Source organism: Ruminococcus sp. AM42-11, from assembly GCF_003480145.1.
GTDB lineage: Bacteria > Bacillota > Clostridia > Lachnospirales > Lachnospiraceae > Blautia_A > Blautia_A faecis.
In genome coordinates, this window is record NZ_QUIO01000027.1 from 1 (window position 1) to 22,215 (window position 22,215).

General features: G+C 45.6%; 27 protein-coding genes and 6 pseudogenes. 22 read left to right on the plus strand and 11 right to left on the minus strand.

Translation table 11 applies throughout. From position 1 onward, the window contains the following. The coding region (locus DW904_RS23260) for a hypothetical protein (protein WP_207664916.1) at positions 1–196 on the plus strand (196 nt) is incomplete at its 5' end. A gap of 51 nt (positions 197–247) precedes the next feature. On the opposite strand, the gene DW904_RS15065 is transcribed toward DW904_RS23260, so the two are convergent. Next, complete coding sequence (locus DW904_RS15065; protein ID WP_347562166.1) at positions 248–562, minus strand: MerR family transcriptional regulator; 315 nt, start codon at positions 560–562, stop codon at positions 248–250. A 121-nt stretch (positions 563–683) separates the two neighbouring features. On the opposite strand from DW904_RS15065, the gene DW904_RS15070 reads away from it, so the two are divergent. From DW904_RS15070 to DW904_RS15085, 4 genes and pseudogenes are all read left to right on the plus strand, one after another. Beyond that, complete coding sequence (locus DW904_RS15070; protein ID WP_347562168.1) at positions 684–1,679, plus strand: alpha/beta hydrolase; 996 nt, start codon at positions 684–686, stop codon at positions 1,677–1,679. A gap of 2 nt (positions 1,680–1,681) precedes the next feature. After that, positions 1,682–2,272, plus strand: coding sequence for a sugar O-acetyltransferase (locus DW904_RS15075; protein ID WP_118582206.1), 591 nt, complete (start codon positions 1,682–1,684; stop codon positions 2,270–2,272). Positions 2,273–2,274: 2 nt separating this feature from the next. Beyond that, positions 2,275–2,445 carry a hypothetical protein gene (locus tag DW904_RS24085; RefSeq protein ID WP_243110433.1) on the plus strand — a complete coding sequence of 57 codons (171 nt, stop codon included), beginning with the start codon at positions 2,275–2,277 and terminating at the stop codon, positions 2,443–2,445. Positions 2,446–2,597: 152 nt separating this feature from the next. Beyond that, positions 2,598–3,119 (plus strand): annotated as a pseudogene (locus DW904_RS15085) (relaxase); the annotation flags it as partial. 222 nt (positions 3,120–3,341) lie between these two features. On the opposite strand, the gene DW904_RS15095 reads toward DW904_RS15085, so the two are convergent. After that, on the minus strand, positions 3,342–3,695 hold the full coding sequence (locus DW904_RS15095) for a helix-turn-helix transcriptional regulator (protein WP_118582212.1): 354 nt from the start codon (positions 3,693–3,695) through the stop codon (positions 3,342–3,344). A gap of 329 nt (positions 3,696–4,024) precedes the next feature. Here DW904_RS15095 and vanR point away from each other — a divergent pair, with 329 nt between their 5' ends. The 7 genes and pseudogenes from vanR to DW904_RS24100 all read left to right on the plus strand — a co-directional run. Next, positions 4,025–4,744, plus strand: a complete 720-nt coding sequence (gene vanR / locus DW904_RS15100; protein ID WP_118582214.1) for a VanR-ABDEGLN family response regulator transcription factor — start codon at positions 4,025–4,027, stop codon at positions 4,742–4,744. Beyond that, positions 4,734–5,861 carry a HAMP domain-containing sensor histidine kinase gene (locus DW904_RS15105; protein ID WP_118582217.1) on the plus strand — a complete coding sequence of 376 codons (1,128 nt, stop codon included), beginning with the start codon at positions 4,734–4,736 and terminating at the stop codon, positions 5,859–5,861. The genes vanR and DW904_RS15105 overlap by 11 nt, the downstream gene beginning before the upstream one ends. A 93-nt stretch (positions 5,862–5,954) precedes the next feature. Then, on the plus strand, positions 5,955–6,227 hold the full coding sequence (locus DW904_RS15110) for a VanW family protein (protein WP_243110434.1): 273 nt from the start codon (positions 5,955–5,957) through the stop codon (positions 6,225–6,227). Between the two features lie 154 nt (positions 6,228–6,381). Then, positions 6,382–7,179: a M15 family metallopeptidase gene (locus DW904_RS15115; RefSeq protein WP_118582339.1), complete on the plus strand. Its 798-nt coding sequence runs from the start codon at positions 6,382–6,384 to the stop codon at positions 7,177–7,179. Further along, a pseudogene (locus tag DW904_RS24605) lies at positions 7,176–7,295 on the plus strand (D-alanine--(R)-lactate ligase); the annotation flags it as partial. The gene DW904_RS15115 and the pseudogene DW904_RS24605, both read left to right, overlap by 4 nt. Positions 7,296–7,298: 3 nt before the next feature. Beyond that, a pseudogene (locus DW904_RS24095) lies at positions 7,299–7,562 on the plus strand (alanine racemase C-terminal domain-containing protein); the annotation flags it as partial. Between the two features lie 303 nt (positions 7,563–7,865). Next, positions 7,866–8,182: pseudogene (locus DW904_RS24100) on the plus strand (sigma-70 family RNA polymerase sigma factor); the annotation flags it as partial. Here the strand turns inward: DW904_RS24100 and DW904_RS15130 are convergent. The 7 genes from DW904_RS15130 to DW904_RS15155 all read right to left on the minus strand — a co-directional run bounded on the left by DW904_RS15130 (position 8,170) and on the right by DW904_RS15155 (position 11,223). Beyond that, positions 8,170–9,168, minus strand: a complete 999-nt coding sequence (locus DW904_RS15130) for an AraC family transcriptional regulator (RefSeq protein WP_118582226.1) — start codon at positions 9,166–9,168, stop codon at positions 8,170–8,172. The pseudogene DW904_RS24100 and the gene DW904_RS15130 sit on opposite strands and share 13 nt — an antisense overlap. Next, complete coding sequence (locus DW904_RS24610; RefSeq protein WP_264293675.1) at positions 9,165–9,296, minus strand: hypothetical protein; 132 nt, start codon at positions 9,294–9,296, stop codon at positions 9,165–9,167. The genes DW904_RS15130 and DW904_RS24610 overlap by 4 nt, the downstream gene beginning before the upstream one ends. 53 nt (positions 9,297–9,349) lie before the next feature. Next, on the minus strand, positions 9,350–9,712 hold the full coding sequence (locus DW904_RS15135) for a CGGC domain-containing protein (protein ID WP_118582229.1): 363 nt from the start codon (positions 9,710–9,712) through the stop codon (positions 9,350–9,352). A gap of 64 nt (positions 9,713–9,776) precedes the next feature. After that, positions 9,777–10,040: a metal-sensing transcriptional repressor gene (locus tag DW904_RS15140; RefSeq protein ID WP_118582232.1), complete on the minus strand. Its 264-nt coding sequence runs from the start codon at positions 10,038–10,040 to the stop codon at positions 9,777–9,779. Then, entirely contained in the window at positions 10,030–10,251 is a 222-nt protein-coding gene (locus tag DW904_RS15145) for a heavy metal-associated domain-containing protein (protein WP_118582235.1), read from the minus strand. The genes DW904_RS15140 and DW904_RS15145 overlap by 11 nt, the downstream gene beginning before the upstream one ends. Before the next feature lie 23 nt (positions 10,252–10,274). Next, the gene (locus DW904_RS15150) at positions 10,275–10,640 is read right to left on the minus strand and encodes a heavy metal-associated domain-containing protein (RefSeq protein WP_118582238.1); all 366 of its coding nucleotides are present in this window, start codon (positions 10,638–10,640) and stop codon (positions 10,275–10,277) included. Positions 10,641–10,785: 145 nt separating this feature from the next. Next, on the minus strand, positions 10,786–11,223 hold the full coding sequence (locus DW904_RS15155) for an Rrf2 family transcriptional regulator (RefSeq protein ID WP_118582241.1): 438 nt from the start codon (positions 11,221–11,223) through the stop codon (positions 10,786–10,788). Positions 11,224–11,355: 132 nt separating this feature from the next. Between DW904_RS15155 and DW904_RS15160 the strand changes: the two genes are divergently transcribed. The 10 genes and pseudogenes from DW904_RS15160 to DW904_RS15210 all read left to right on the plus strand — a co-directional run bounded on the left by DW904_RS15160 (position 11,356) and on the right by DW904_RS15210 (position 18,891). Continuing rightward, positions 11,356–12,336, plus strand: a complete 981-nt coding sequence (locus DW904_RS15160) for an NAD-dependent protein deacetylase (protein ID WP_202187738.1) — start codon at positions 11,356–11,358, stop codon at positions 12,334–12,336. Next, a complete protein-coding gene (locus tag DW904_RS15165; RefSeq protein ID WP_118582246.1) occupies positions 12,333–13,214 on the plus strand; it encodes an NAD-dependent protein deacetylase, SIR2 family in 882 nt (293 codons plus the stop codon). Before DW904_RS15160 ends, DW904_RS15165 begins: the two co-directional genes overlap by 4 nt. Positions 13,215–13,230: 16 nt before the next feature. After that, a complete protein-coding gene (locus DW904_RS15170; RefSeq protein WP_118582249.1) occupies positions 13,231–14,067 on the plus strand; it encodes an NAD-dependent protein deacetylase, SIR2 family in 837 nt (278 codons plus the stop codon). 174 nt (positions 14,068–14,241) lie between these two features. Continuing rightward, positions 14,242–14,409, plus strand: a pseudogene (locus DW904_RS15175) (radical SAM mobile pair protein A); the annotation flags it as partial. After that, the gene (locus DW904_RS15180) at positions 14,397–15,314 is read left to right on the plus strand and encodes a radical SAM mobile pair protein B (protein ID WP_118582252.1); all 918 of its coding nucleotides are present in this window, start codon (positions 14,397–14,399) and stop codon (positions 15,312–15,314) included. The pseudogene DW904_RS15175 and the gene DW904_RS15180, both read left to right, overlap by 13 nt. A gap of 220 nt (positions 15,315–15,534) precedes the next feature. Next, positions 15,535–15,669, plus strand: a complete 135-nt coding sequence (locus tag DW904_RS22980) for a FeoB-associated Cys-rich membrane protein (protein ID WP_173716911.1) — start codon at positions 15,535–15,537, stop codon at positions 15,667–15,669. A 160-nt stretch (positions 15,670–15,829) separates the two neighbouring features. Continuing rightward, a complete protein-coding gene (locus DW904_RS15190; protein WP_118582258.1) occupies positions 15,830–16,048 on the plus strand; it encodes a cation transporter in 219 nt (72 codons plus the stop codon). Positions 16,049–16,236: 188 nt separating this feature from the next. Further along, positions 16,237–18,146, plus strand: a pseudogene (locus DW904_RS15195) (heavy metal translocating P-type ATPase). A 186-nt stretch (positions 18,147–18,332) separates the two neighbouring features. Then, positions 18,333–18,644, plus strand: coding sequence for a hypothetical protein (locus DW904_RS15205; protein ID WP_147422330.1), 312 nt, complete (start codon positions 18,333–18,335; stop codon positions 18,642–18,644). After that, the gene (locus DW904_RS15210; protein ID WP_173716907.1) at positions 18,568–18,891 is read left to right on the plus strand and encodes a hypothetical protein; all 324 of its coding nucleotides are present in this window, start codon (positions 18,568–18,570) and stop codon (positions 18,889–18,891) included. Before DW904_RS15205 ends, DW904_RS15210 begins: the two co-directional genes overlap by 77 nt. Before the next feature lie 221 nt (positions 18,892–19,112). Here the strand turns inward: DW904_RS15210 and DW904_RS15215 are convergent, their stop codons facing one another. Together DW904_RS15215 and DW904_RS15220 are read right to left on the minus strand one after the other, a co-directional pair. Further along, entirely contained in the window at positions 19,113–20,492 is a 1,380-nt protein-coding gene (locus DW904_RS15215; protein WP_118582267.1) for an aldehyde dehydrogenase, read from the minus strand. Positions 20,493–20,788: 296 nt separating this feature from the next. Beyond that, a complete protein-coding gene (locus tag DW904_RS15220; protein WP_118582270.1) occupies positions 20,789–22,009 on the minus strand; it encodes an iron-containing alcohol dehydrogenase in 1,221 nt (406 codons plus the stop codon). Positions 22,010–22,215: the final 206 nt, after the last annotated feature.

Below are 22,215 nucleotides of genomic sequence, written 5' to 3' on the forward strand. Positions count from 1 at the left end.
TGTTCACCAAGGTAAAATCGAAATTGATGTAAACGAAAGGGCAGTTTTTATCAGAACTCAAGGCTGCTTTTTCGTTTACACCAACTCCGATTGTTTCCTTAACAGTTTGATGGAGAAAGCAAAAATCAGTCATGCCCTTTATCATATAGTTTCTGTATATTTTTTGGAAGTTTGTCAGGCAACATGGCATTTATAGCATCTTCGTTACCATCTTTCATTGCTGTTTCGTAATACCAGCACTTGAATTTTAAGAGGGAAAGAGTTTTTTGGAGTTCCTGAATTTCAGTTTCAACAGCTGATTTTCTGGTTTCAAATAATTCTTTCCTTTTTTCATAACTGGAGCTGCCTCAGATACCCAGATAAAAAATTGCTTTATATCTTTTATCTCAAGACCGGATTTCTTCAGACATTCAATGATACGAAGTGCTTCTAATTCATTATCGCTGAAATAACGGATATTTCCCTTGCGTTCCAGATTAGGGAAAAAGCCTTCCTTGTCATAATACCTTAATGTAGAAACAGGAAGATTAAACATTGCAGAGACCTGACCGATTGTATACATAAAAAACCTTCTTTCAAATTTATGCTTGACCTAAAGTCAACTTTAGGTTGTAAGATATTTATATCATATATTATTGTTAGTGTAATTACAAGAAATTTTGCATATGGAGGTTATATTTATGTTGAAAACAGAAGAATTAAAACTAGTATCTGAATGGGATAAAACTTTTCCACAGAGTGAAAAAGTAGACCACACGAAAGTGACATTTATAAATCGTTATGGAATCACACTTGCTGCAGATCTGTATAAGCCAAAAAATGTATCATGGCAATGTCCTGCGATTGCCGTAAGCGGACCATTTGGGGCAGTCAAAGAACAGTGTTCCGGATTATATGCACAGACAATGGCTGAAAGAGGATATTTAACGATTGCATTTGACCCTTCTTTTACGGGGGAAAGTGGAGGCTATCCAAGATTTATGGCTTCTCCAGATATTAATACAGAAGATTTTATGGCTGCTGTTGATTTCCTTTCTGTTCGGGAAGATGTGGATCTGGATAAAATAGGAATCATTGGAATCTGCGGCTGGGGTGGAATGGCTCTTAACGCAGCTGCGTTGGATACAAGAATAAAAGCAACCGTTGCTTCTACCATGTATGATATGACAAGAGTAAATGCGAATGGATACTTTGATTCTGAGGACAGTGAAGAAGCACGTTATGCAAAGAAACAGTCACTGAATACCCTCAGGACAGAAGAATACCGTAAAGGCGAATATTCAAGAGGCGGTGGTTGTGTTCCCCTTCCGGTTCCGGAAGATGCACCTTTCTTCGTAAAAGATTACAGTGAGTATTATAAAGGCAGATGTTATCATAAAAGGAGCCTGAATTCCAATGATGGCTGGAACAGTATTGGATGTATGTCATTTATGAATCAGCCAATATTAAAGTACAGTAATGAAATCAGAAGTGCAGTCCTTATCGTTCATGGAGAAAAAGCACACAGCTATTATTTTGGAAAAGATGCTTATGAAAATATGATCAAGAACAGCAAGTACACATCCAATAAAGAACTGCTGACAATTCCGGGAGCTGTTCATACAGATCTATACGATAATCCGGATGTGATCCCATTTGACAAAATTCAGAAATTTTTTAAAGAAAACGGAGTTGGTTAATTATGACGTGTGAAGAATATTTGAGTAATATGAAGCCCGGATATATCGTAGATGGTGGAAGTGAAGAACATCTGGTTATGCATGAGCTGTCTCAAAGGGCATTAAAGATAACGATGGAGCTGAATAACAAATATCATACAAAAGAAGAAATTATACAGCTTATGTCGGAACTTACCGGACAAAAAATAGATGAAAGTTTTGGAATGTTTCCTCCGTTTTATACAGACTGCGGACGAAATATCCATATAGGTAAAAATGTTTTTATTAATGCAGGATGTAAGTTTCAGGATCAGGGTGGTATTTATATAGAGGATGGAGTCCTGATTGGACATAATGCAGTATTGGCAACGATCAATCATATGGAAGATCTTGAGAAAAGAGCAGGTATGATATTTCAGCCGATTCACATCGAAAAAAAAGTGTGGCTTGGAGCAAATGTAACGGTTCTTCCGGGGGTTACGATTGGTGAAGGTTCGGTCATTGCAGCCGGAGCAGTTGTAACAAAAGATGTTCCTGCCAATATGATTGCGGCAGGAGTGCCGGCAAAAGTTATACGGAAGATAAAAAAAGACGCTGAAAAAGGAGAAATTTAATTATGGTAAAAAAAGTATTGATTATATCGACAAGTCTTCGAGGAGGCAGCAATTCTGATATAAAGGCTTCCTTGAAAGGAATGGTCGGTGGCGGTGGAATTGATGCTGCAAATACAGCGGCTGATCATGTGGATGCGATGAAAAAAGCATATGACCTTGGAAAGGAATTATAAATTTGAAAAGAGCACTATTTCTTAGTCTTTGTGTGTTAGTTTTATTTGGGCTTGTAGGATGTAGAGAAAAAGAAATTACCGGCAAATCGACAACTGATGATGAGAAAGAATACATGAAGTTATATTTAAATGACATTGAAATCCCAATTATATGGGCTAAAGTTTTTAATCTGAAACAAATGGCGCAGACCATGAATTACCTGTCAGAGAACAATCTGCTGGAGTATGCGGTTTTGGAAGAAAAGGCTACGGCTGCCACGGCACATCACAATGATCTTTCGGCGCAGATTAAAGCGGCTGAAAAGCGCATGGCAGAGATCGCTGTTCTGCGTACTCACATCGTAAATTATGCCAAGACCCGTGAGGTCTATGTGGCATACCGCAAGGCGGGCTACTCTAAGAAATTCCGGGAAAAACATGAGGAAGAAATTCTGCTCCACCAGGCTGCTAAGAATGCCTTTGATGAGATGGGCGTCAAGAAGCTGCCAAAGGCCAAAGAGTTACAGACAGAGTACGCAAAATTGCTGGAAGAAAAGAAAAAGACCTATGCCGAGTACCGGCGTTCCCGTGAGGAAATGCGGGAGCTTTTAACGGCAAAGGCCAATGTGGATCGGGTGCTGAAAATGGAGGTGGAACAGGATGTTGAAAAAGAAAAAGACCACGGCCAGCGGTAAGCTGGTCCTGGTCAAAAGCGTTCGCAGAACGCGCAGCCACAGAATGAAATTCTGTGTTCAAAGGGGCTTGGGGGCGCTGCCCTCAACAAGCAAGCAGAGAGGAAAATCACAAAGGGATTTTCTTCCCTGCGGGCCTGTGTGTATTAACACAGGCATTGCTTGCCTCTTTCACGTAGGAATAGAATAAGCCAGTGACGAAACCTTCAAATTTCGCTCATTGGCTTATTCCTTTTCAAGTTTCTTGGATAGGCTGATTAGTTCTTCTGTAAGCCTCTTCGTATTATTCAATAGTGTTTCTTGCATTTCTGGAGAACAGCTAAGATATAGCATTTTCATTTGCTCAGCTCCCTCATCTGCTGAGCCATCTGATATAATCAGAGAATCCAAAGAATTATGAAGAACCTGAATGATGGCTTTCAGAATTAAAAAGGAAGGATTCATTTCCCCATTTTCAATTTTGGCAATTTCCCGTATGGAAACATGGCACATATCAGAAAGCCGTTGTTGTGTAAGCCCCATTTCATTTCGAGCAACGCGCATTCTCATTCCCAATTTGCCCAGATCATCAACCGGCATAATCGTTCACCTCAACAATATTTTATCGTGCCGGTTGCGGCTGTGGAATGACCTTATTATACTGGTAAACAAGCATGATTGTTCTGGTTGTGGATTTAATAGGCGAATCATTGCTTAATAAATAAGAACGAAATATAATATAGCTTAGAGATGAACAGATACGACTAATATATCAAGGGGGGTCTTAACTTGCCAAAATTCAGCCCCAAGATATTGCAATCTGTGAGAAATTAGGAAAATCTTAATGTTTTCTCATGAAATAATAAGGATGTGCTGTGTTCGGCTTTGATAATATAATAATATATACTCTTTGAAGGGAGAGTGACTTCATGTCTAATAAAATATTAGTAGTCGATGACGAAACAGAAATTGCGGATTTAATAGAAGTCTATTTGAAAAACGAAAACTACACTGTATTCAAATTTTATACGGCCCAAGAAGCCCTTAACTGCATTGAAACAACCCCCATTGATCTTGCAATTTTGGATATTATGCTTCCTGACATAGATGGATTCACTCTATGCAAGAAAATCAGGGAACATCATACCTACCCCATCATCATGCTGACAGCCAAAGATGCTGAGACTGATAAAATTACCGGCCTTACTCTTGGAGCGGATGATTACATTACAAAGCCGTTTCGCCCTCTGGAGATGATTGCACGGGTAAAGTCTCAGCTTCGCCGGTATCAAAAGTACAATCCTGCTCATTCTGATACCGGTGAAACCTCGTCTGCCGCATCAGAAGATAATCTTGTTTGCGGTTCCTTGACAATGAATATCAAGGCACATACCTGCTTTTTGGGGGAAACGCCCTTGGTGCTGACACCTACGGAGTTTTCGATCCTGCGTATTCTTCTGGAAAATACCGGGAATGTAGTCAGTTCAGAAGATTTGTTTCACAAAATCTGGCAGGACGAGTATTACAGCAAATCCAACAACACCATCACCGTTCATATCCGCCACCTGCGGGAGAAAATGGGAGATAGTATGGACAAGCCCAGATTCATTAAGACGATATGGGGGGTAGGATATAAAATTGAAAGTTGATAAAAAAGACGAATACTTTGCTTTTCAATCAAAACTCATTCGACGAGTTTGCATGAATGTCATTACCTCTATCGTTGTGGTGGTGGGGCTGTATCTTTTCATCTGGAAACAGCGAATTGGCGATCTGATTGTATGGATTCTGGAAACCGTATTCGACATGAAGCATGAAGCAGCATTTTATTATTACAGTGACCATTTTCGAGGTAATAAAGAAATTTTTTTCGCTGTGGCCGTTCTTCTAATATTTACAGTCCTCATGGTACGAATTTTCCGGTGGGTTACCGGCTATTTCAGAGAGGTCAATCAAGGGATAGAGTCATTGCTGGCAGACGATGAAAAGCAAATCCAGTTGTCACCGGAAATGCTGCCATTTGAGCGGAAGCTAAACTCTGTAAAACAAACTTTAGCAGAACGAAAAATGGAAACCGCTTTGGCTGAACAGCGGAAAGACGAATTGGTTATGTACCTGGCCCATGATATTCGGACCCCACTCACATCTGTAATTGGATACCTCAATCTGTTGGAGGAAGATCCGAATATGCCCCCTGAGCAGAGGGCTGCGCGGGTTCATATCGTGTTGGAAAAAGCCTACCGACTGGAGACGATGGTAAATGAATTCTTTGAGATCACAAAATATAAATCTCAGAAAATCACCTTGTCCAAGGAAACCATCGACCTTTATTATATGCTGGTCCAACTATCGGATGAATTGTCTCCTGTTTTGGCTCCCAGGGGAAACACCGTTACCCTGCATCTTGACGAGAACTTGACCATCGAAGCCGATCCGGAAAAGCTGGCACGGGTATTCAACAACATTCTGAAAAATGCCGCATCGTATAGCTTCCCACATACCGAGATTGTGATCTCCGCAGAAAAATTGGAACATGAAGTCATCATTCGGTTTCAGAACAGCGGCGAAGATATTCCAAATGAGGCATTGGCGTCTCTTTTCAATAAATTCTACCGGGTAGATCAGTCTCGTTCCTCTGATACAGGCGGCACAGGGCTTGGATTAGCCATAGCAAAGGAGATCGTCACGCTGCATGGCGGGGCAATCAGCGCATCCAGCAAAAATCATGTGGTTACATTTACAGTCTCTTTGCCGTTGTCAAATTAGCAATTTCTTTGCATTTTCTTAGGAGTCAATCAACTTCTTATTAAAACAATCTATGCTCTTGTCCAGTAGAATGATACTGACAGGAGCATGGATTTGCTCTTTTATGAAACAAATCACCGAAAGGAGCGAAATGATGGGAAGGATACTCCGCTGACTGTTACAGAACAGCATACACATGGAATCGACCTTCACCGCAATACGCCCGGCATTCCCCAAGGAATTAACGCGGCGGTGGCGGAAGGCCGGCTGGATTTGAAGGTCAAAAACAACACCGCCTACACATTTCAAATCCAGATTTCTGTTGACAAATATCATATGAGAGGGAAAGTGTTGTCCGATGCAAAGCTGCGGACCGCCGCTGGATAGAACATAAGTAAAATCTCCCCCTTACATTAGGATTTTCTTAGGAAATAAACAACTTCATATTAAAGTTCCAAGCGCCGCTGTTCAGTACAATAAATGCTGACAGGGGCGCTTTTGTTCCCCTTCAGAAAGGAGGCTTTATATGATGGAAGAAAAAATGCTGCCTGTTCCCAATGAAGGTCATCGCCGGAGGCAAAAGCAGCGGCGGAGGCGCTTTCCTTGGGGAAGTATTGCCACAGTCATTCTGGTCGTGGCTGTTTGTGTATATGCGTTCACATTGTTTGGAGATAAAGAATCGTCTGAAAATTCCCAAGTAAACGACACCACAACGCAGGGGCCTGATGATGTGCAAGTTGGCCTTTTGGATGAAAGCTCACCCCAAAACACGCAGACAGCAAATGATGACACCGACTGGAACTTGATGTTGGTAAACTATGAAAACGCGATCCCTGAAAACTACGAGCCAAAACTGGTAGAGGTGCCCGGCGGTGAGAAAGTAGATGAACGCATCTATGATCCTCTCATGGAGATGTTGGAAGCAGCAAAGGAAGGAAATTTGGATCAACTACCTATGGTCGTATCCGGTTACCGCACGCAGAAAAAGCAGCAGCAGCTCTATGACGACAAAGTGGCTGGATACCGCAAAGAGGGAAATTCCCAGAGCGAAGCGGAGGAACTGGCAAAGCAATGGGTATCTGTTCCCGGATACAGTGAACATCAAATTGGTTTAGCCGTGGACATCAACGGAGCCATCTATGATCTTTATTTCTGGCTGCAAGAAAACAGCTACAAATACGGTTTTATCTTCCGTTACCCTGGAGATAAAACCGACATCACGGGCGTTGCCGAGGAAGTATGGCATTATCGGTATGTTGGCGTTGAGGCCGCCACAGAGATGTATGAAAAAGGGCTGTGCTTGGAGGAATATTTGGCAGAAAGGCAGGCAGAGCAATGAAAAGATTGAAAATCGCTGTTTTGTTTGGCGGCTGTTCCCCGGAGTATAGCGTGTCCCTCCAGTCCGCAGCCGCTGTGCTTCAGAATATGGACAGCAGCAAGTATGAAGCGGTAATGGTCGGCATTCCTTGCGCTCTGTCGTGTAATCATGGAAAAGTATTGATAAACGGCTACGAAGCACCAATAATTGGACGCATCTGTATGGATCAAAAGATAGTCGATATTACGGATTTACCAGATGTGAAAAGCGGTGATATTGCTGTCTTCATAGGAAAATCAGGCCAGTATGAAATCACGGCCTATGACCTTGCAGAAGCAAGTGGGACAATTACCAACGAACTGTTAAGTCGCTTAGGTAGCCGCTTAAACAGAATGATAGTTTAACTTATAGAATGTAATTATCTGCCGCACGACGGCAAAAGAAAAAAAGCCGTCGTGCAGCAATCGTTTTCCCATGTCAAATTAAACACTCGACGGCTTTGAACAACAACCAAAGCTGTCGTTTTGTTTTTTGAAGGAGTGTGATATAAAGAGCGGCGGCCAGTAGAGGTAGTCGCCATGATAGCGGTATTTAGACAGGGCAATATGGCCTTTTCATCAAAAAAATCTTTGCTAATACCCTAACTTGTTCCGCCCCATTTCGGCTCACCCGTCAACTGGACCTGTGAACCGAAATGGAGGTACATAATGCAGAAAATCAATCTTCGGGAGCTGTATCCCGATATTTACAAAAAGACACTTATCTGGAAGTAACCGATGAAGTGCAGGCGGTGTTCCTGGCCGACAAACGAGCGGAAGCACGCTACCTGCGCTAGATGTATAACTACAAAGCGCACTACTTCCTGGACTGCGACAATGGCATTGAGAAGGCTATTGTGCAGCACCCGCCGACCCCGGAAGAAATCCTGGAGGACAAGCAGCTCCGCGATCAGCTCTACGCTGCGGTGATGGAGCTGCCGGACAAGCAGGCCAAGTGGATTTATGCCCGGTTCTACTTAGGCATACCCTGGATTTTTCTGTATTCTCTGGGTGACATTTTGACTATAGACTGAAAAGCGCTTGAAAACTTTCCCTGGGTTTGGTAGCCTACCTGGGAAGCAATATCCGCGATAGTGTCATTTGTTTCCCGTAATAATTTCATAGCCTGACGCACTCGAAATTCCTTCATATAGGTGGCGATAGGCTGGCCGTAGACTGCCTTGAATATCTCCTTTAGAGTGGAGGTATTTATCAAATACTGTTTGGAAAGTTCTGCAATCGTAAATCGTTGATCCAAGTGCTCTGTCAACTGTTGATGAATTTCTTTTATCAATTCGGTTTGCTGGGAGAAGTATTGAGTCAATTCTTTATGCTCCGATTTCATGTTGCTCAAATAAATCAAAATTTCCAGCACCTTCAATTTCAAGAGGAAAATTCGAACGGACACAGGAGCAGAAAAGAGTGGGGCAAAAATGTGCTCTAAATCGGAACAGGACGGGATTGCGGATGGCTTTCCGGAGCAAAATCGATCCCGTAACTGGTCTGCCTCCACACCGGCATTCTTTAAAACTTCCGGGCAAATGGAAGAGAGCTGTTTCAGATCCACGGAAATGGAAATTCCCTCTGAATATCCTAGGGGAAACATCATGGCGGAATCCGCGCAGCAGGCCATACTGTGTGCTGTCACATCACCTGTACCTAAATAGACGGCAGTACCGCCTTGCATATTCCAACCCACGCGACCACTGCGACAATAGTAAATTTCTAAAACAGAATCCGAAGCATCATGCCGAAACTTGACCTCTGAAGCAAGAAAAACATTGAAGGATACCTCTATTCCAGGAAAAGTTTCATATGCCTCCATATACCCTTTTCCAGCGGTAACCGCTCGAAACTGTTCTCCAAAGAGTGTGGTACCCATTCCACCAGCCCGGCAATGCTTCAAGGCGAGGGTGCCGTTTGGAATCTTTTGAAGTTTTTGAGCGATAACTTTGGATTCTTCTTTTTTCATGGCGTTCCTTTTTGTTTTTCTACTTGCGACGGACAGGCGATTTTTACAAGCCACTCAATCATGTGATGGAAATTTCGGGCCTGCTCGATAGTTTGTCCGTGGTCGTGGGGTAAGTGGTTCTGAACCATTTAGCACTCCTCCTTGAAGTCTATCTTATCATAGGCCGGAGGGAAAAGAAACTTTACTTCTGAGAGGTTTCTGGTTCAGGACCAGCGTCATGGGTGTAATCCAAGATATGGACACCATCGCCTACCTCTTTCTGCACCAGCTCCCGCATACGCTTAGCAAAAGGACAGGAGTAACCAATGGGAGTCCCTTTGCTGATGCAAGAAGCAAAAGCAATGGTGTCAGCGCCCTGTTCTACCAGAGAACGGGCCCGCAGTACCGCTTTTTTTCCGGGGCAGCCACCGCAGTTGATGAAGCCCACTAACTGAATATCATCCTCTCCCATAAAAGCGCCTTTTCTCTCTCGGATTGTCCGAAAATCCCGGCTTCCGGGGCAGTAATCCTCTGTCTGCATACAACGAATAATGCCAAGTTTCATATTGGTTTCCTCCTTGATTAATTTAGGGCCGATCATTCAAATTTGGCCGCTCCATTGTTTATTATTATGTAACCAGCTTTTCCAACAGTTGGAGAGCTTCCTCCAGTTTTGGGTTGGGCTCGTCCGTATGCAGTCCCTCTCGGACACAGCCACGTATATGGGCCCGCAAAATCTCTTGATTCACTCGCTTCAAAAGAGCCTGAGTTGCCAACAGCTGATTGGAAATGTCCACGCAGTAGCGATCCTCTTCAATCATTCGCAAAATGCCGTCCAGTTGTCCTCTGGCAATCTTAATGGAACGGGTTATGTGAGCCTTATCAGCCTTCATGGGGGATAATCTCTGTGACTTTGTAGCCCGCCTCGGTAACTGCCGCTTTTAGGGTTTCGTCGGTAACGGACTCCGGGACCTCCACAGTGGCCTTTTTGTCCTCTAGACTTACCTGGACATGGGACGCACCAGAGATACCCTCCAGGGCATGGGTAACATGCTTGACGCAGTTCTGGCACATCATTCCTTCGATCATCAGTTCTTTTTTCATAGTGGTTCCCCCATTCGATTGCTTTATTGTTGTTTGCTTGACGGAAATCTTCTGTACGGGAGATAGAACAAAGGGATAGTGAATACAAAGGACCAGATTACTCGACGGCGCATCGCCTCATATTCCTTTTTCGCCGTGTCCACCGGGGAGACAGTCTGTGCAGCTGATTTTCCCTTGACCTGCTGTAGGGATGCGCCATAGCCCGCCTTTTCTACAGCGGCGATAATCTGCCCACTGTTTACATTTTTGTCGTCGTAAGTCACCACCATACTGTTTTTTAACAGATTGACATTGCACTCTTGCATGTCGGTCAGGTTGGATACGCTTTTTTGTATCCTAGCTTGGCAGGCCGCACAAGTCATGCCTATAACGTTGTACTTTTCCTGCATATTGAAACCTCCTTTTCTGGAAAGCGGAATACCAATACGGGGTATAGGTCTCTCCGGTTCTCAGTATAGTCCCGCAAGGAGGTTCTGTATTTCTCGTTCAGAAGAATTTTTGTCCCAAATGGAAGAGTTTCTGCAAACCGATCCGTCATAAACGCTGCAAGAGCGTCCCTTCTAATTTCATGTGATATTGTTTCAACACATCTTTCAGCGTGATCTCTTGCATCCGTTTTTCCGCTGTATTCTGGATGTCAAGGTAAAAATCCCGCAGCACCAGTTGGATATTTACACCCACGCCACAGGTAGGATTGGTATGGATGTTCGGATGGAGCAGGGGCTTGTTGCCCTCTACTGCCCGATAGGCATCCAGTAGAGTGATTTTCTTCGGCTCACGAGCCAGAGCAGGTCGGGGATATCCCTTCACGCTGACCAGCAGTCCTCCCTTCCGCAGGGCGGACATGAGCTGGCGCATATAGGCAGGATTCGTCTGAATGCTTTCTGCCAGCCTGTTACTGGTCAGGTCGCAGTCTGGGTACAGAGCGATAAAAGCCAGAATATGAACAGTATCGCTAAGACGGTGGAATATTTTCTTTCCTGATCTCCTTTTTTACTTTGATGTTATTATTATTATAACAGCATGTTGACAGTGACGCAAGAGGATGTTAAAATAATTTGAAGTAAGAATAAAAATAACACCCACTCGAAAGGAATGGTGACAATGAACTTCTATGATGATTTGGTCATGCAGACCCAGATGAATTATTCCAAGTATTATCATATCTATGCTTCCGGCAGTACGCCTTATCAGCTGACTGACAAAAAGCCGCTGCCGTATAGCGAACAGATCAATCGGTTGGTACAGGAGGTAAAGGAAACTGACTGTGTGGTAGTGGGCGGAGCTTCCGGTCTGTCCGCTGCCGGTGGTGGAGATTTTTACTACGAGGACAACGACTCCTACCAGAAATACTTCCGGCCTTTTGCTGAGAAGTACCACTTCAAAGGTGCTTTTGCAGGGATGATGCACCCCTGGGAGACCCGGGAAGAGTATTGGGGGTATCTCGCCACCTTCCTTCACACTACCCAGACCGCACCTGTGCGTCATTCCTATTTGGATTTAGACGCTTTGCTGAAAGGAAAGGACTTCTTCATCCTCACCACCAACCAGGATACCCAGTTTGTCAAACTCTACCCGGAGGAGAAGGTGGCGGAGATCCAGGGAGATCACCGGTTCTTCCAGTGTGCCGCCTGCTGTACCGATGACACCTGGGATGCGGTAAAGCCAGTGGCTGATATGGTGGCCGCTATGGGGGATGGCACGAAGATTCCCACGGATCTCATTCCCCGGTGTCCGCACTGCGGTGGCGAGGCTTTCCCCTGGGTGCGAGGATATGGGAATTTCCTGCAAGGAAAGAAATATGAAGAACAGTACGAAAAAATTTCTCGCTACGTACTGGAACACAAAGACAGCAAAATTCTGTTCCTGGAGTTGGGCGTTGGTCGAATGACTCCCATGTTTATCCAAGAACCTTTCTGGAACATGACCCTCAGCTTTCCCCATGCTCGATATATTGCTGTCAACGACAAATATGACTTCCTGCCCAAGCAGTTGGAGGATAAGGGCATGACCATTGTGGCCGACATTGCTCAAGTGCTGCGGGATGCACGGAACACCATGGAAAGCGGAGATAACGATCAATGAGGGTTGGAAACCAAGCGGCGCTTCAGGAACTTGCCGAGCGTATTGCTCAAGCAGATGCCGTTGTGATCGGAGGCGGCTCCGGCCTGTCAAGCGCAGCTGGATACGACCACTACCATTGGTCCCCGGCACTTTCGGAGGCATTGGCTCCCTTTCGTGAACAGTATGGCTTTACCTCTCCGCTGGCTGGATTCTACCATTGCTTTTCCAGCTATGGAGAGCAGTGGGGATATTACAGTCAATATATCCGCTTCATGTGGGAAGCCCCTATGGGGCAGCCCTATCTGGATCTGCAAACGCTTGTTGCAGATAAACCGGTCTTTGTGCTGACCACTAATGTCGATCAGCAGTTTTTTCGGGTATTTCCCCAGGAACAAATTTGCGCCTTTCAGGGAGACTTTAGCTACTGCCAGTGCAGCCAGCCCTGTCGGGATGATATTTGGGAAAACCGCGAACTGGTAAAGGAACTGACCGGTCGCTTGGTGGGTGTTCGCCTGCCGGAGGAAGCTGTTCCCCGTTGCCCGGATTGCGGGCGGGTGCTGGTGCCTTGGGTACGAGATGATACCTTTCTGGAGGGAACCTTCTGGCAGGATAACCTGCACCGCTACCATAGATTCCTGCGACGCTGGATAATGGATCAGTCCGACAAAAAAGTCCTGCTGTTGGAACTTGGCGTGGGTGAGATGACGCCCAGTATCATCAAACTGCCCTTCTGGGAACTTACTGCCAAAAACGAAAACGTCTTTTATGCATGTCTTAATCGAGAGGCATCTCATAGGCCAGAGCATCTGCGGGGACGCAGCCTGTATCTGCAAGGAGATTTGGTGGAAACTCTAGCTGCCCTCCGGCAGGAGCGCTCCATTGCAGCAAACATAAAATAGAAAGGGGCGAACGGATATGATTGATTGGAAACCTATTGCGGAAAAATTCAGAGAAGCGGACGCTATCTTGATCGGGGCCAGTAACGGCCTGTCCATCACCGAAGGACTGCATTTGTTTGCGGACAATGCGGTCTTTGAAAGACTCTTTGGGGATTTTAAACGGAAATACGGCCTTGAGTGCATTTTGCAGGGCATGATGGCTGGATGGTCCAGAGAGGAGGAAAAGTGGGCCTTCTGGGCCCGGCTCATCCATCATTACTGCGGGCAGTACCAGCCTACGTCAGTGATGAACGATTTGAAGGCCATTGTGGGAGAGAAAGATTACTTTGTCGTCACATCAAACGGAGAAGGTCACTTTGAACTGTGTGGCTTCGATCCGACGAAAATCTATGAGATTGAGGGCAACTGGTTTACTATGCAGTGTGCCCGCCCTTGCCACAACACTCTTTATCCTAGTTTGGAAGTGGCCGAAAAATTATCGGCTGCCGAACAGGGCTGCCATGTGCCTACAGAGTTGGTGCCGCGCTGTCCCAAGTGCGGCGGTCCCATGGACATCCACATGGGTGCGGGTCAGAGAATGATTCCGGATACCGCTGCCCAGGCACGGTTCCAAAACTTTCTGAAAACCTACCACGGGAAGAAACTGGTGGTTTTGGAGCTGGGCATTGGCTGGCGCAATCAGCTGATCAAGGCTCCGATGATGCGCTTAGTGGCCAGCGAGCCAAATGCCACTTATATGACCATCAATCTGGGGGAGATCTACATTGCGGACAATATCAAAGAGAAGTCCTTCGGACTGGACGGTCGGCTGGATGAGCTGCTGCCTGCTCTCCGGGAGGCGTGCGAGGCATGACGATTTCGGAGCAGGTTCAAAATGACTATACGAATGCATAAAAAGGTTAAAATCACCGTGCTGCGGACGGAATATTATCAGGAACTGGCAGAACAGTATGCAATTCCTAATTTGGGAAAGTGTCCTTTTCATCAGAAAGGTCAAGTGCTGTACAGCGATGGCATCAATCCCGTATCGAAACCGGAATGGGTGTGGAACCTGACACATCAGGCTCATGCGCTTGGCATCCCTGTATTCATAAAGGAAGATCTACTTCCTATCATGGGAGAGGCACAAATGGTACAGGAATTTCCCCCGGCTTTTTACCGGGTATTGGAGGAACAGAAGACATGGCAGAAGTAAAAGAGAGCAGCATTCTGATTCAGGATGTAGAAACCAAAAATATTATGACAAAATCCGCCCTGCCGGTGGGTGGCTATTCCGTCAATCCTTATGTGGGCTGTACCCATGGCTGCAAATACTGCTACGCCTCGTTTATGAAGCGATTTACCGGGCACACCGAACCGTGGGGTACATTCCTAGATGTGAAACACTGGCCAGCAATCAAAAATCCGCAAAAATACAAAGGGCAACGCGTAGTCATCGGTTCAGTGACCGATGGCTATCTGCCACAGGAGGCTCAGTTTCAGAACACCCGTAAGCTTCTTGAACAGCTCCGGGGCAGTGAGGCAGAAATTCTTATCTGTACCAAGTCAGACTTGGTAATCCGTGACATTGACCTTCTGAAAAAATTGGGAAAGGTCACGGTCTCTTGGTCGATCAATACATTGGACGAAGGCTTTAAAAATGATATGGACGATGCCGTCAGCATCAAGCGACGGCTGGATGCCATGAAGCAGATCTATGATGCGGGCATTCGCACCGTCTGCTTTATTGCCCCTGTCTTTCCGGGTGTCACGGATTTTGAGGCTATCTTCCATCAGGTCAGAAATCAATGCGACCTGATATGGTTGGAAAATCTAAACCTGCGAGGCGGATTCAAAAAAGACATCATGAACTATATTTGTAAAAAATATCCTGACTTGGTTCTGCTGTACGATGCTATCTACAACAAGGGAGACAGAAGCTACTTCCGTGGTTTGGAGGATCAAGCGGAACGGCTGGCGAAAGAAAACAGCTGTCCCTTCGTGGACAACGAGCTGCCCTACGGCCGGGCAGAGTCTGGACACCCGGTCATTGTGAATTACTTTTACCATGAGGAAGTGCGTGGCTCGGAAAACAGCGGGCGACGCAATCCAAAAAAATAATTTGTAAAATAAATGGGTTCTGACATGGAGCTGTGCTTCAATGTCAGAACCTTTTTTAGCACTGTTTACCAATTCAGAAGTTTTCTTATCCCTCTTGGAAGGACTTGTACTCCGTCCATTGCTTTTCGATTTTCCTCGCTCTACAATACAGACGGAACGATTAAATAATTGGACCGTAAGCAAGCTATTTTTGCAAAGACTTCAAATGGAGGAGGTTTATATGGCATCTTTAATTTTACTCATTGTACTGGCGGTATACTGTATTTGGTTGCTGCGGCATATGGCGAAGCGGCGCAAAGAAAAGCATGGAAAATGTGTGGACTGTCCTTATCAGGGGACTGGAATGTGCCGATAAAAGCTGCATTTTGCCCAAACAGAAGAACTCTTTTCCCGAATAGCAGGATATGGGTTCAAACCGTTGACGAGGACGGTTTTCCTGCATATGCTGAAGATACAGTTAAATAATGATTTAATTGTTTGACACAAAATTAATACTCGGAGAGGAGATTTTCAAAATGAAAAAGACTTACAAAATCGATGTGGATTGCGCTAACTGCGCCAACCTGATGGAAGATGCCGCCCGCAAGACCAGCGGCGTACAGAGCGCTACGGTGAACTTTATGACCCTCAAGATGAACGTGGAGTTCGAGGAAGGTCAGGCCCCCAAGACTGTTATGCAGGAGGTTCGCAAAGCCTGCAAGAAGGTGGAACCCGACTGTGAGATCTTTCTGTAAGCAGGCGAAAGGAAATGCCCTGTTGAGCGGCAGCTTGCAGGGCGTTCTTTCTCTTAGACAAATAAACGAATAAGCAATCGTGAAAGGGGTAAAACGAAATGCAGGAGTATATCATCAACGGTCTGCTGATCGTGGTGGCTCTGCTGGCCGTGATCCTTCAGATCATTGGCACGCGGTCCTCCGCCGGTATGACCAAAAAACAAAAAGTGATGTTGTGGCGGATTCTGACTGCTACGGTTCTACTGTTAATTTTGCAGGTCCTGGGCGCAGGCGCATTTGAAGTGTTTGGCGCGGCAGGCCGCTGGATACGTCTGGCTGTGTTCCTGGTGGATTATCTGGTCATTGGCTACGACATTCTGAAAAAAGCCGGAAAAGGTATCCGCAACGGTCAGGTGTTCGATGAGCACTTTTTGATGGCGGTGGCTACGCTGGGGGCTCTGGCACTGGCCGTATATGAAAACGGCGACTATCTGGAGGCCATCGCGGTGATGCTGTTCTACCAGGTGGGCGAATGGTTCCAGTCCTACGCCGTGGGCAAGAGCCGCCGGAACATCAGTGATCTGATGGATATCCGTCCTGATTATGCCAATATCGAACAGGATGGAAAACTGGAACAGGTAGACCCGGACGAAGTGGGTATCGGCACCATTATTGTGGTACAGCCCGGCGAGAAAGTTCCTATTGACGGTACCGTGGTGCAGGGAGAATCCACTCTGAACACTGCCGCTCTCACCGGTGAAAGGTTGCCCCGTGAGGTCAAGACTGGCGATGAGATCATCTCCGGCTGTATCAACATGACAGGTTTGCTCCATATCCAGACCACCAAGGAATTTGGTGAGTCCACTGTCTCCAAGATTCTGAATCTGGTGGAGAACGCCTCCTCCCGGAAGTCCAAGTCGGAGGACTTCATTTCCCGCTTTGCCAAGATCTACACTCCTGCGGTGTGCTATGCCGCGCTGGCGCTGGCTGTATTGCCGCCGCTGGTACGGATGTTTGCCATGGGGCTGGATGCAGGCTGGGAGACCTGGATCTATCGTGCGCTGACCTTCCTCGTTGCCAGTTGCCCCTGCGCTTTGGTCATTTCCATTCCTCTGTCCTTCTTTGCAGGAATTGGCGGAGCCAGTAAGGCGGGTGTTCTGGTGAAGGGGTCCAACTATCTGGAGACCCTGTCACAGGCTAAGATTGTAGTTTTTGACAAGACCGGCACACTGACTCAGGGCGTATTTGAGGTGAATGCGATCCATCACAATGAGATGGAAGAGCACAAGCTGGTGGAATACGCCGCTCTGGCAGAGAGCGCTTCAAGCCATCCCATCAGCAAGAGTTTACAGAAAGCCTATGGCATGGAAATCGACCGTAGCCGTGTAACCGGTATTCAGGAGCTCAGCGGCAACGGAGTGATTGCCACAGTGATGATCATCAGGTCGCGGCAGGAAACGACAAGCTCATGAATCGTTTGGGGGTCCAGGCTATTCCGTGCCATAGTGTGGGGACGATCATTCACATGGCGATTGACGGGAAATATGCCGGACACATTGTTATTTCCGACATCGTGAAGCTTCACTCCAAGGAAGCCATCCAGGCATTAAAGTCGGCTGGGGTTCGCAAGACTGTGATGCTTACTGGTGACGCCAAGAAGGTGGCTGACAGTGTGGCCTCCGCTTTGGAGTTGGATGAGGTTTACAGTGAACTGCTTCCTGCTGACAAGGTGGAGAAGGTGGAGCAGTTGATTCAGAACAAACCAGAGAAAGAAAAACTGGCTTTTGTGGGAGATGGCATCAACGACGCCCCGGTGCTTCGCCGGGCAGACATCGGCATCGCCATGGGTGCCATGGGTTCTGACGCCGCCATTGAGGCTGCTGATGTGGTCCTAATGGATGATGACCCCTTGCAGATCTCCAAAGCAATCAAAATCTCCCGCAAGTGCCTTGGCATCGTTTATCAGAACATCGTGGTGGCCATCGGCGTAAAACTGGTCTGCCTCGTGCTGGTCGCTCTGGGTTTCGCCAATATGTGGCTGGCCGTGTTTGCTGATGTGGGCGTGATGATTATAGCCGTCCTCAACGCTATCCGGGCACTGTTTGTGAAAAATCTTTAAAGTTCAGAAATAAACGAAAACAGAAAGGGAGCCCCCGATGAATGATTCTTGGCCTCGTGAACCGCAAGAGCTGGAACTGGAAAATCTGACACAGTTGTTTAAGATTCTGGGGAACCCTTCCCGTATGAAGGCTTTATTTCAAATTGGTCCCTCAGAAGCATGTGTCAGTGAAGTATCAATCTCTATATGGAGCTTTTGGAAGAGGAAGAACTTTCCGAAAATAGTAGGGAATTTCTGGGAAAAATTAGAGATCAGATGGAGAAAAATGACTTTTTAATGCAGAGCATGGTAAAAATGTCAAGGCTTGAAGCAGGAATTCTTCAGATCCGTAAAGAAAATAAAAAATTTTATGAACAGTCAGGAGGGGAGCTTTCCCAGGCTGCTTCTGGTCGTTATTATATGGATTTTAAGCAAAAAGCTTATGACGAAAAAAGAGCAGGATGCTTTTATAGAAAGTATGGAGCTTGGAAAGCAGCAGACGCTTTTTTTTACAGCTGATCTTGGTGTGTCAGTTCAGATTTTGACAGGTCTTGCAGGGCTGATCACATTGACTGTAGGAATGGGAGTGACTTATTTTCTTTATGAATCTATGAATTTCAGGGAGATTGGGTTTGCAGTACCGTTGCTTCCGCTTTTGTTAGCAGCGTTGCTTAGTCTTTTGGTATGCACTTTAGTGCCGGTGTTTACATGGATGGTTTTGGAAAAGAATGGAAGTATTGTGGAAAGGATTAAGGGAGTAGAATAATTGTTATTGAGCCGCATTTTTACGAAAGGGACATGTCAACTTTGGACTTGGAACTTTCATAGTAAAAATGCGGCTCTTTTGTCATATTAATTAACAACCAATGTTAAACATTTTGCAAATCGCATTAAATAATTCGGTGCAGCTATTGAAATTAAAATACATAGTTTCGACCTCCTTATTTTTTATTTACGTAAGCAACGAGCAAAAGTAATAGTAGCACTTTATTTCAAGAAAATATGGATCAGCTTATTATAAATCCGTCTATAAGGCTGATACCTCATCGGCAGGTCAATCCAGGTCTTTTTGTCTACAATGCTCTTGTAATGAGAAAAGGTTTCGAAGCCTTTCTGACCGTGATAGCTTCCCATACCGCTTTCCCCAAAGCCGCCGAATGGCATTTCGCTGGTGGCGAGGTGAATGATCACGTCATTGATACAGCCACCGCCGAAGCCACATTCAGAGGTGATTTTTTCGCAGATGGCTTTGTCCTGGGCAAAAATGTAAAGAGCCAGAGGATGTGCCATGGAATTTACATTTCGGATTACTTCATCTATGGAATTAAAGGTAAGGACAGGCATTACCGGACCGAAAATTTCTTCCTGCATTACGGCATCTTCGAAGGTTACCTGATCCATGACGGTAGGTTCAATCTGTAAAGTTTCGGGACGGGCATTTCCGCCGCAGATGATTTTCGCAGGATCGATCAGGTTCTGAATGCGGTTGAAATGCTTTTCGTTGATGATCTTTCCGTAATTTTTGTTATCCAGAGGTGATTTGCCAAACTGCTTACGAATCTGTTTCTGAATCTGCTTCAGAAGCTCATCTTTCACTTCACTGTGACAGTAAATGTAGTCAGGGGCTACGCAGGTTTGTCCACAGTTCAGATATTTTCCAAATACAATACGTTTGGCGGCAAGCTTGATATTTGCAGATTTATCTACAATGCAGGGGCTTTTTCCCCCAAGCTCCAGGGTAACAGGAGTGAGGTGTTCGCTGGCATGGCGCATAACCTCTTTTCCCACAGCCTGGCTGCCGGTGAAAAAGATGTAGTCAAAGTGCTCCTGGAGAAGGCAGGAGTTTTCCTGGCGTCCACCCATAACAACGGCTACATATTCTTCCGGAAAACATTCGCGGACGATTTCGCAGATGATATTGCTGGTGGCAGGAGAGTAGGCACTGGGTTTTAATACTGCAGTGTTTCCGGCGGCGATGGCGTCTACTAGTGGATCAAAGGTGAGAAGAAAGGGATAGTTCCATGGACTCATGATCAGGGTGACACCGTATGGGGACGGCTTCATGTAACTTCTGGAATGGAACTGGGCAAGTGGTGTGTGCACTGTTTTTTCTTTGGAAAGAGAGCGGATGTGCTTCAGCATATAGGTAATCTCGCTGAGAACGAGACCGGATTCGCACATATAGCTCTCGAAGCTGCTTTTTCCAAGGTCTGACTTCAGGGCAGCATTGATCTGCTCCTGGTGGGACTGGATGGAGGTTTGCAGCCGTTTTAAGGCAGTGATGCGAAAGTCAATATTTAAGGTAGCGCCTGTATAAAAATAGTTCCGCTGCTTGCGGATGATTTCCTGGATTGCTTCCTGGGTCATGGGAAAGTCCTTTCTGAGTATTTATAATTTATTTGATGATACCAGTGTCAAAAGGTCAAAAAGCTGTTCGTGCTTGCACGATAAGGCTTTTGAGCTTGGGACACGCCAAATATGAGAAAGTAGCGATTTACGCAGTAAATCAGCGGATTTCGAATATTTGGAGGATTGCGGGAGCAGCGTAGCTGCGTAGCAATCCGGGTATCAAATGAGTGTCAAAAGACCTTTTGACACTCATTTAAATTGAGATTAATTCATGCAATGTCATAAAGGTGACAATATGGCATTTTACCAGCTTTTTATTGCACTGTGTTTTCTTTAGCCGGCATCAACATATAATAAAATTTTTTCAGCTCCTGCGCATCCATCAGTACCGGTACCGGATACAGCGGATTCGCCTCTTTGTCCGCATAATGGGATAGCTTCGGAATGTCTTCTTCTTGGATTTCCGGGATGGTATCGCCGATTCCGAAGCGGGCCTTCATGTCTTTGACCGCCTGGATAAAGTTTAATGCGGCTTCTTCTTCCGGTGTTTCTTTGGAGGCAACACCGGCGGCAACAGCAAGGGCTGCCAGCTTCTTATAAATCGTTTTTCCGTAAACTTCCAGAACATAAGGGAGAAGTACAGCGTTGGCAAGTCCATGTGGAACATTGTATTGCCCTCCCAGAGAATGGGCAACTGCATGTACATAGCCTACATAGGATTTTGTAAAAGCGCAGCCAGCGAAATAAGAGGCGCGGAGCATATTTCGGCGCGCTTCTTTATTGCTTCCGTCGGTGTAAGCAGTGTCCAGATTTTCGAAAATCAGCTGCACTGCATCCCGGGCATTTTTACGGGTGCCTGGTGTAGTGGAATTACCAATATAAGCTTCCACTGCGTGGGTGAGTGCGTCCATACCTGTAGTAGCGGTGATGAATGGTGGAAGGCTTAATGTGACCTTGGGGTCAAGCACAGCGTATCGGGGAATCAGCGGGAAGTCATTGATGGCATATTTATGCCGGGTTTCGGCGTCCACGATTACCGCTGCCAGTGTAGTTTCGCTTCCGGTTCCTGCAGTGGTTGGAACGGCGATAAGAAGTGGAAGCTTTTTGTGCACTTTCAGGATTCCTTTCATCTTTGCAAGAGACTGATGAGGTTTGGCGACTCTGGCACCTACTGCCTTGGCGCAGTCCATACTGGAGCCTCCGCCGAAGCCTATAATGGCCTGACAGTTATTTTCATGATAAAGTTCAAGTGCCTCAGCCACATTCACAGTGGTAGGATTTGCTACTGTTTTGTCATAAAGGATATAGGGAATGCTGCTGTCTGTCAACACTTTTTCAAGGCGGTCTGTAAGACCAAGCTTATGGATTCCTGCATCTGTAATAATCAGCACATTTTTACTTTTTTTCTTTTTCAGCACATCGGGAACGGCTTTCAGACTGCTGATGATCTCAGGATTTCGGTATGGCAGGAATGGAAGGGCAAATTTGAATACATTCTGAAAAATCCGACAGTATATTTTTTTTAAGGGATTCATATGGAAGTTCTCACTTTCTGTTGATACACGCTCTAAAATATAACGTTGCACCAATCGGTTCTATTGTGTAATTGTTCAGTACCTTCACAGCTACATGCTTTGTGGAATAATTACTTTATTATTGTACTTTTTTTATCACGTATGAATTATACCATGTTATCAAATATTGTAAAGATAAAACAATTTTATTATAAAACAAATTGCAA

What these genes read in the sequence shown, in the direction of transcription:
- DW904_RS15065 (WP_347562166.1), bottom strand. Translation starts at nt 562, where the DNA reads ATGTATACAATCGGTCAGGTCTCTGCAATGTTTAATCTTCCTGTTTCT.
- DW904_RS15075 (WP_118582206.1), top strand. Translation starts at nt 1,682, where the DNA reads ATGACGTGTGAAGAATATTTGAGTAATATGAAGCCCGGATATATCGTA.
- DW904_RS24085 (WP_243110433.1), top strand. Translation starts at nt 2,275, where the DNA reads ATGGTAAAAAAAGTATTGATTATATCGACAAGTCTTCGAGGAGGCAGC.
- DW904_RS15095 (WP_118582212.1), bottom strand. Translation starts at nt 3,695, where the DNA reads ATGCCGGTTGATGATCTGGGCAAATTGGGAATGAGAATGCGCGTTGCT.
- vanR (WP_118582214.1), top strand. Translation starts at nt 4,025, where the DNA reads ATGTCTAATAAAATATTAGTAGTCGATGACGAAACAGAAATTGCGGAT.
- DW904_RS15115 (WP_118582339.1), top strand. Translation starts at nt 6,382, where the DNA reads ATGCTGCCTGTTCCCAATGAAGGTCATCGCCGGAGGCAAAAGCAGCGG.
- DW904_RS15130 (WP_118582226.1), bottom strand. Translation starts at nt 9,168, where the DNA reads ATGAAAAAAGAAGAATCCAAAGTTATCGCTCAAAAACTTCAAAAGATT.
- DW904_RS24610 (WP_264293675.1), bottom strand. Translation starts at nt 9,296, where the DNA reads ATGGTTCAGAACCACTTACCCCACGACCACGGACAAACTATCGAGCAG.
- DW904_RS15135 (WP_118582229.1), bottom strand. Translation starts at nt 9,712, where the DNA reads ATGAAACTTGGCATTATTCGTTGTATGCAGACAGAGGATTACTGCCCC.
- DW904_RS15140 (WP_118582232.1), bottom strand. Translation starts at nt 10,040, where the DNA reads ATGAAGGCTGATAAGGCTCACATAACCCGTTCCATTAAGATTGCCAGA.
- DW904_RS15145 (WP_118582235.1), bottom strand. Translation starts at nt 10,251, where the DNA reads ATGAAAAAAGAACTGATGATCGAAGGAATGATGTGCCAGAACTGCGTC.
- DW904_RS15150 (WP_118582238.1), bottom strand. Translation starts at nt 10,640, where the DNA reads ATGCAGGAAAAGTACAACGTTATAGGCATGACTTGTGCGGCCTGCCAA.
- DW904_RS15160 (WP_202187738.1), top strand. Translation starts at nt 11,356, where the DNA reads ATGAACTTCTATGATGATTTGGTCATGCAGACCCAGATGAATTATTCC.
- DW904_RS15165 (WP_118582246.1), top strand. Translation starts at nt 12,333, where the DNA reads ATGAGGGTTGGAAACCAAGCGGCGCTTCAGGAACTTGCCGAGCGTATT.
- DW904_RS15170 (WP_118582249.1), top strand. Translation starts at nt 13,231, where the DNA reads ATGATTGATTGGAAACCTATTGCGGAAAAATTCAGAGAAGCGGACGCT.
- DW904_RS15180 (WP_118582252.1), top strand. Translation starts at nt 14,397, where the DNA reads ATGGCAGAAGTAAAAGAGAGCAGCATTCTGATTCAGGATGTAGAAACC.
- DW904_RS22980 (WP_173716911.1), top strand. Translation starts at nt 15,535, where the DNA reads ATGGCATCTTTAATTTTACTCATTGTACTGGCGGTATACTGTATTTGG.
- DW904_RS15190 (WP_118582258.1), top strand. Translation starts at nt 15,830, where the DNA reads ATGAAAAAGACTTACAAAATCGATGTGGATTGCGCTAACTGCGCCAAC.
- DW904_RS15205 (WP_147422330.1), top strand. Translation starts at nt 18,333, where the DNA reads ATGGAGCTTTTGGAAGAGGAAGAACTTTCCGAAAATAGTAGGGAATTT.
- DW904_RS15210 (WP_173716907.1), top strand. Translation starts at nt 18,568, where the DNA reads ATGACGAAAAAAGAGCAGGATGCTTTTATAGAAAGTATGGAGCTTGGA.
- DW904_RS15215 (WP_118582267.1), bottom strand. Translation starts at nt 20,492, where the DNA reads ATGACCCAGGAAGCAATCCAGGAAATCATCCGCAAGCAGCGGAACTAT.
- DW904_RS15220 (WP_118582270.1), bottom strand. Translation starts at nt 22,009, where the DNA reads ATGAATCCCTTAAAAAAAATATACTGTCGGATTTTTCAGAATGTATTC.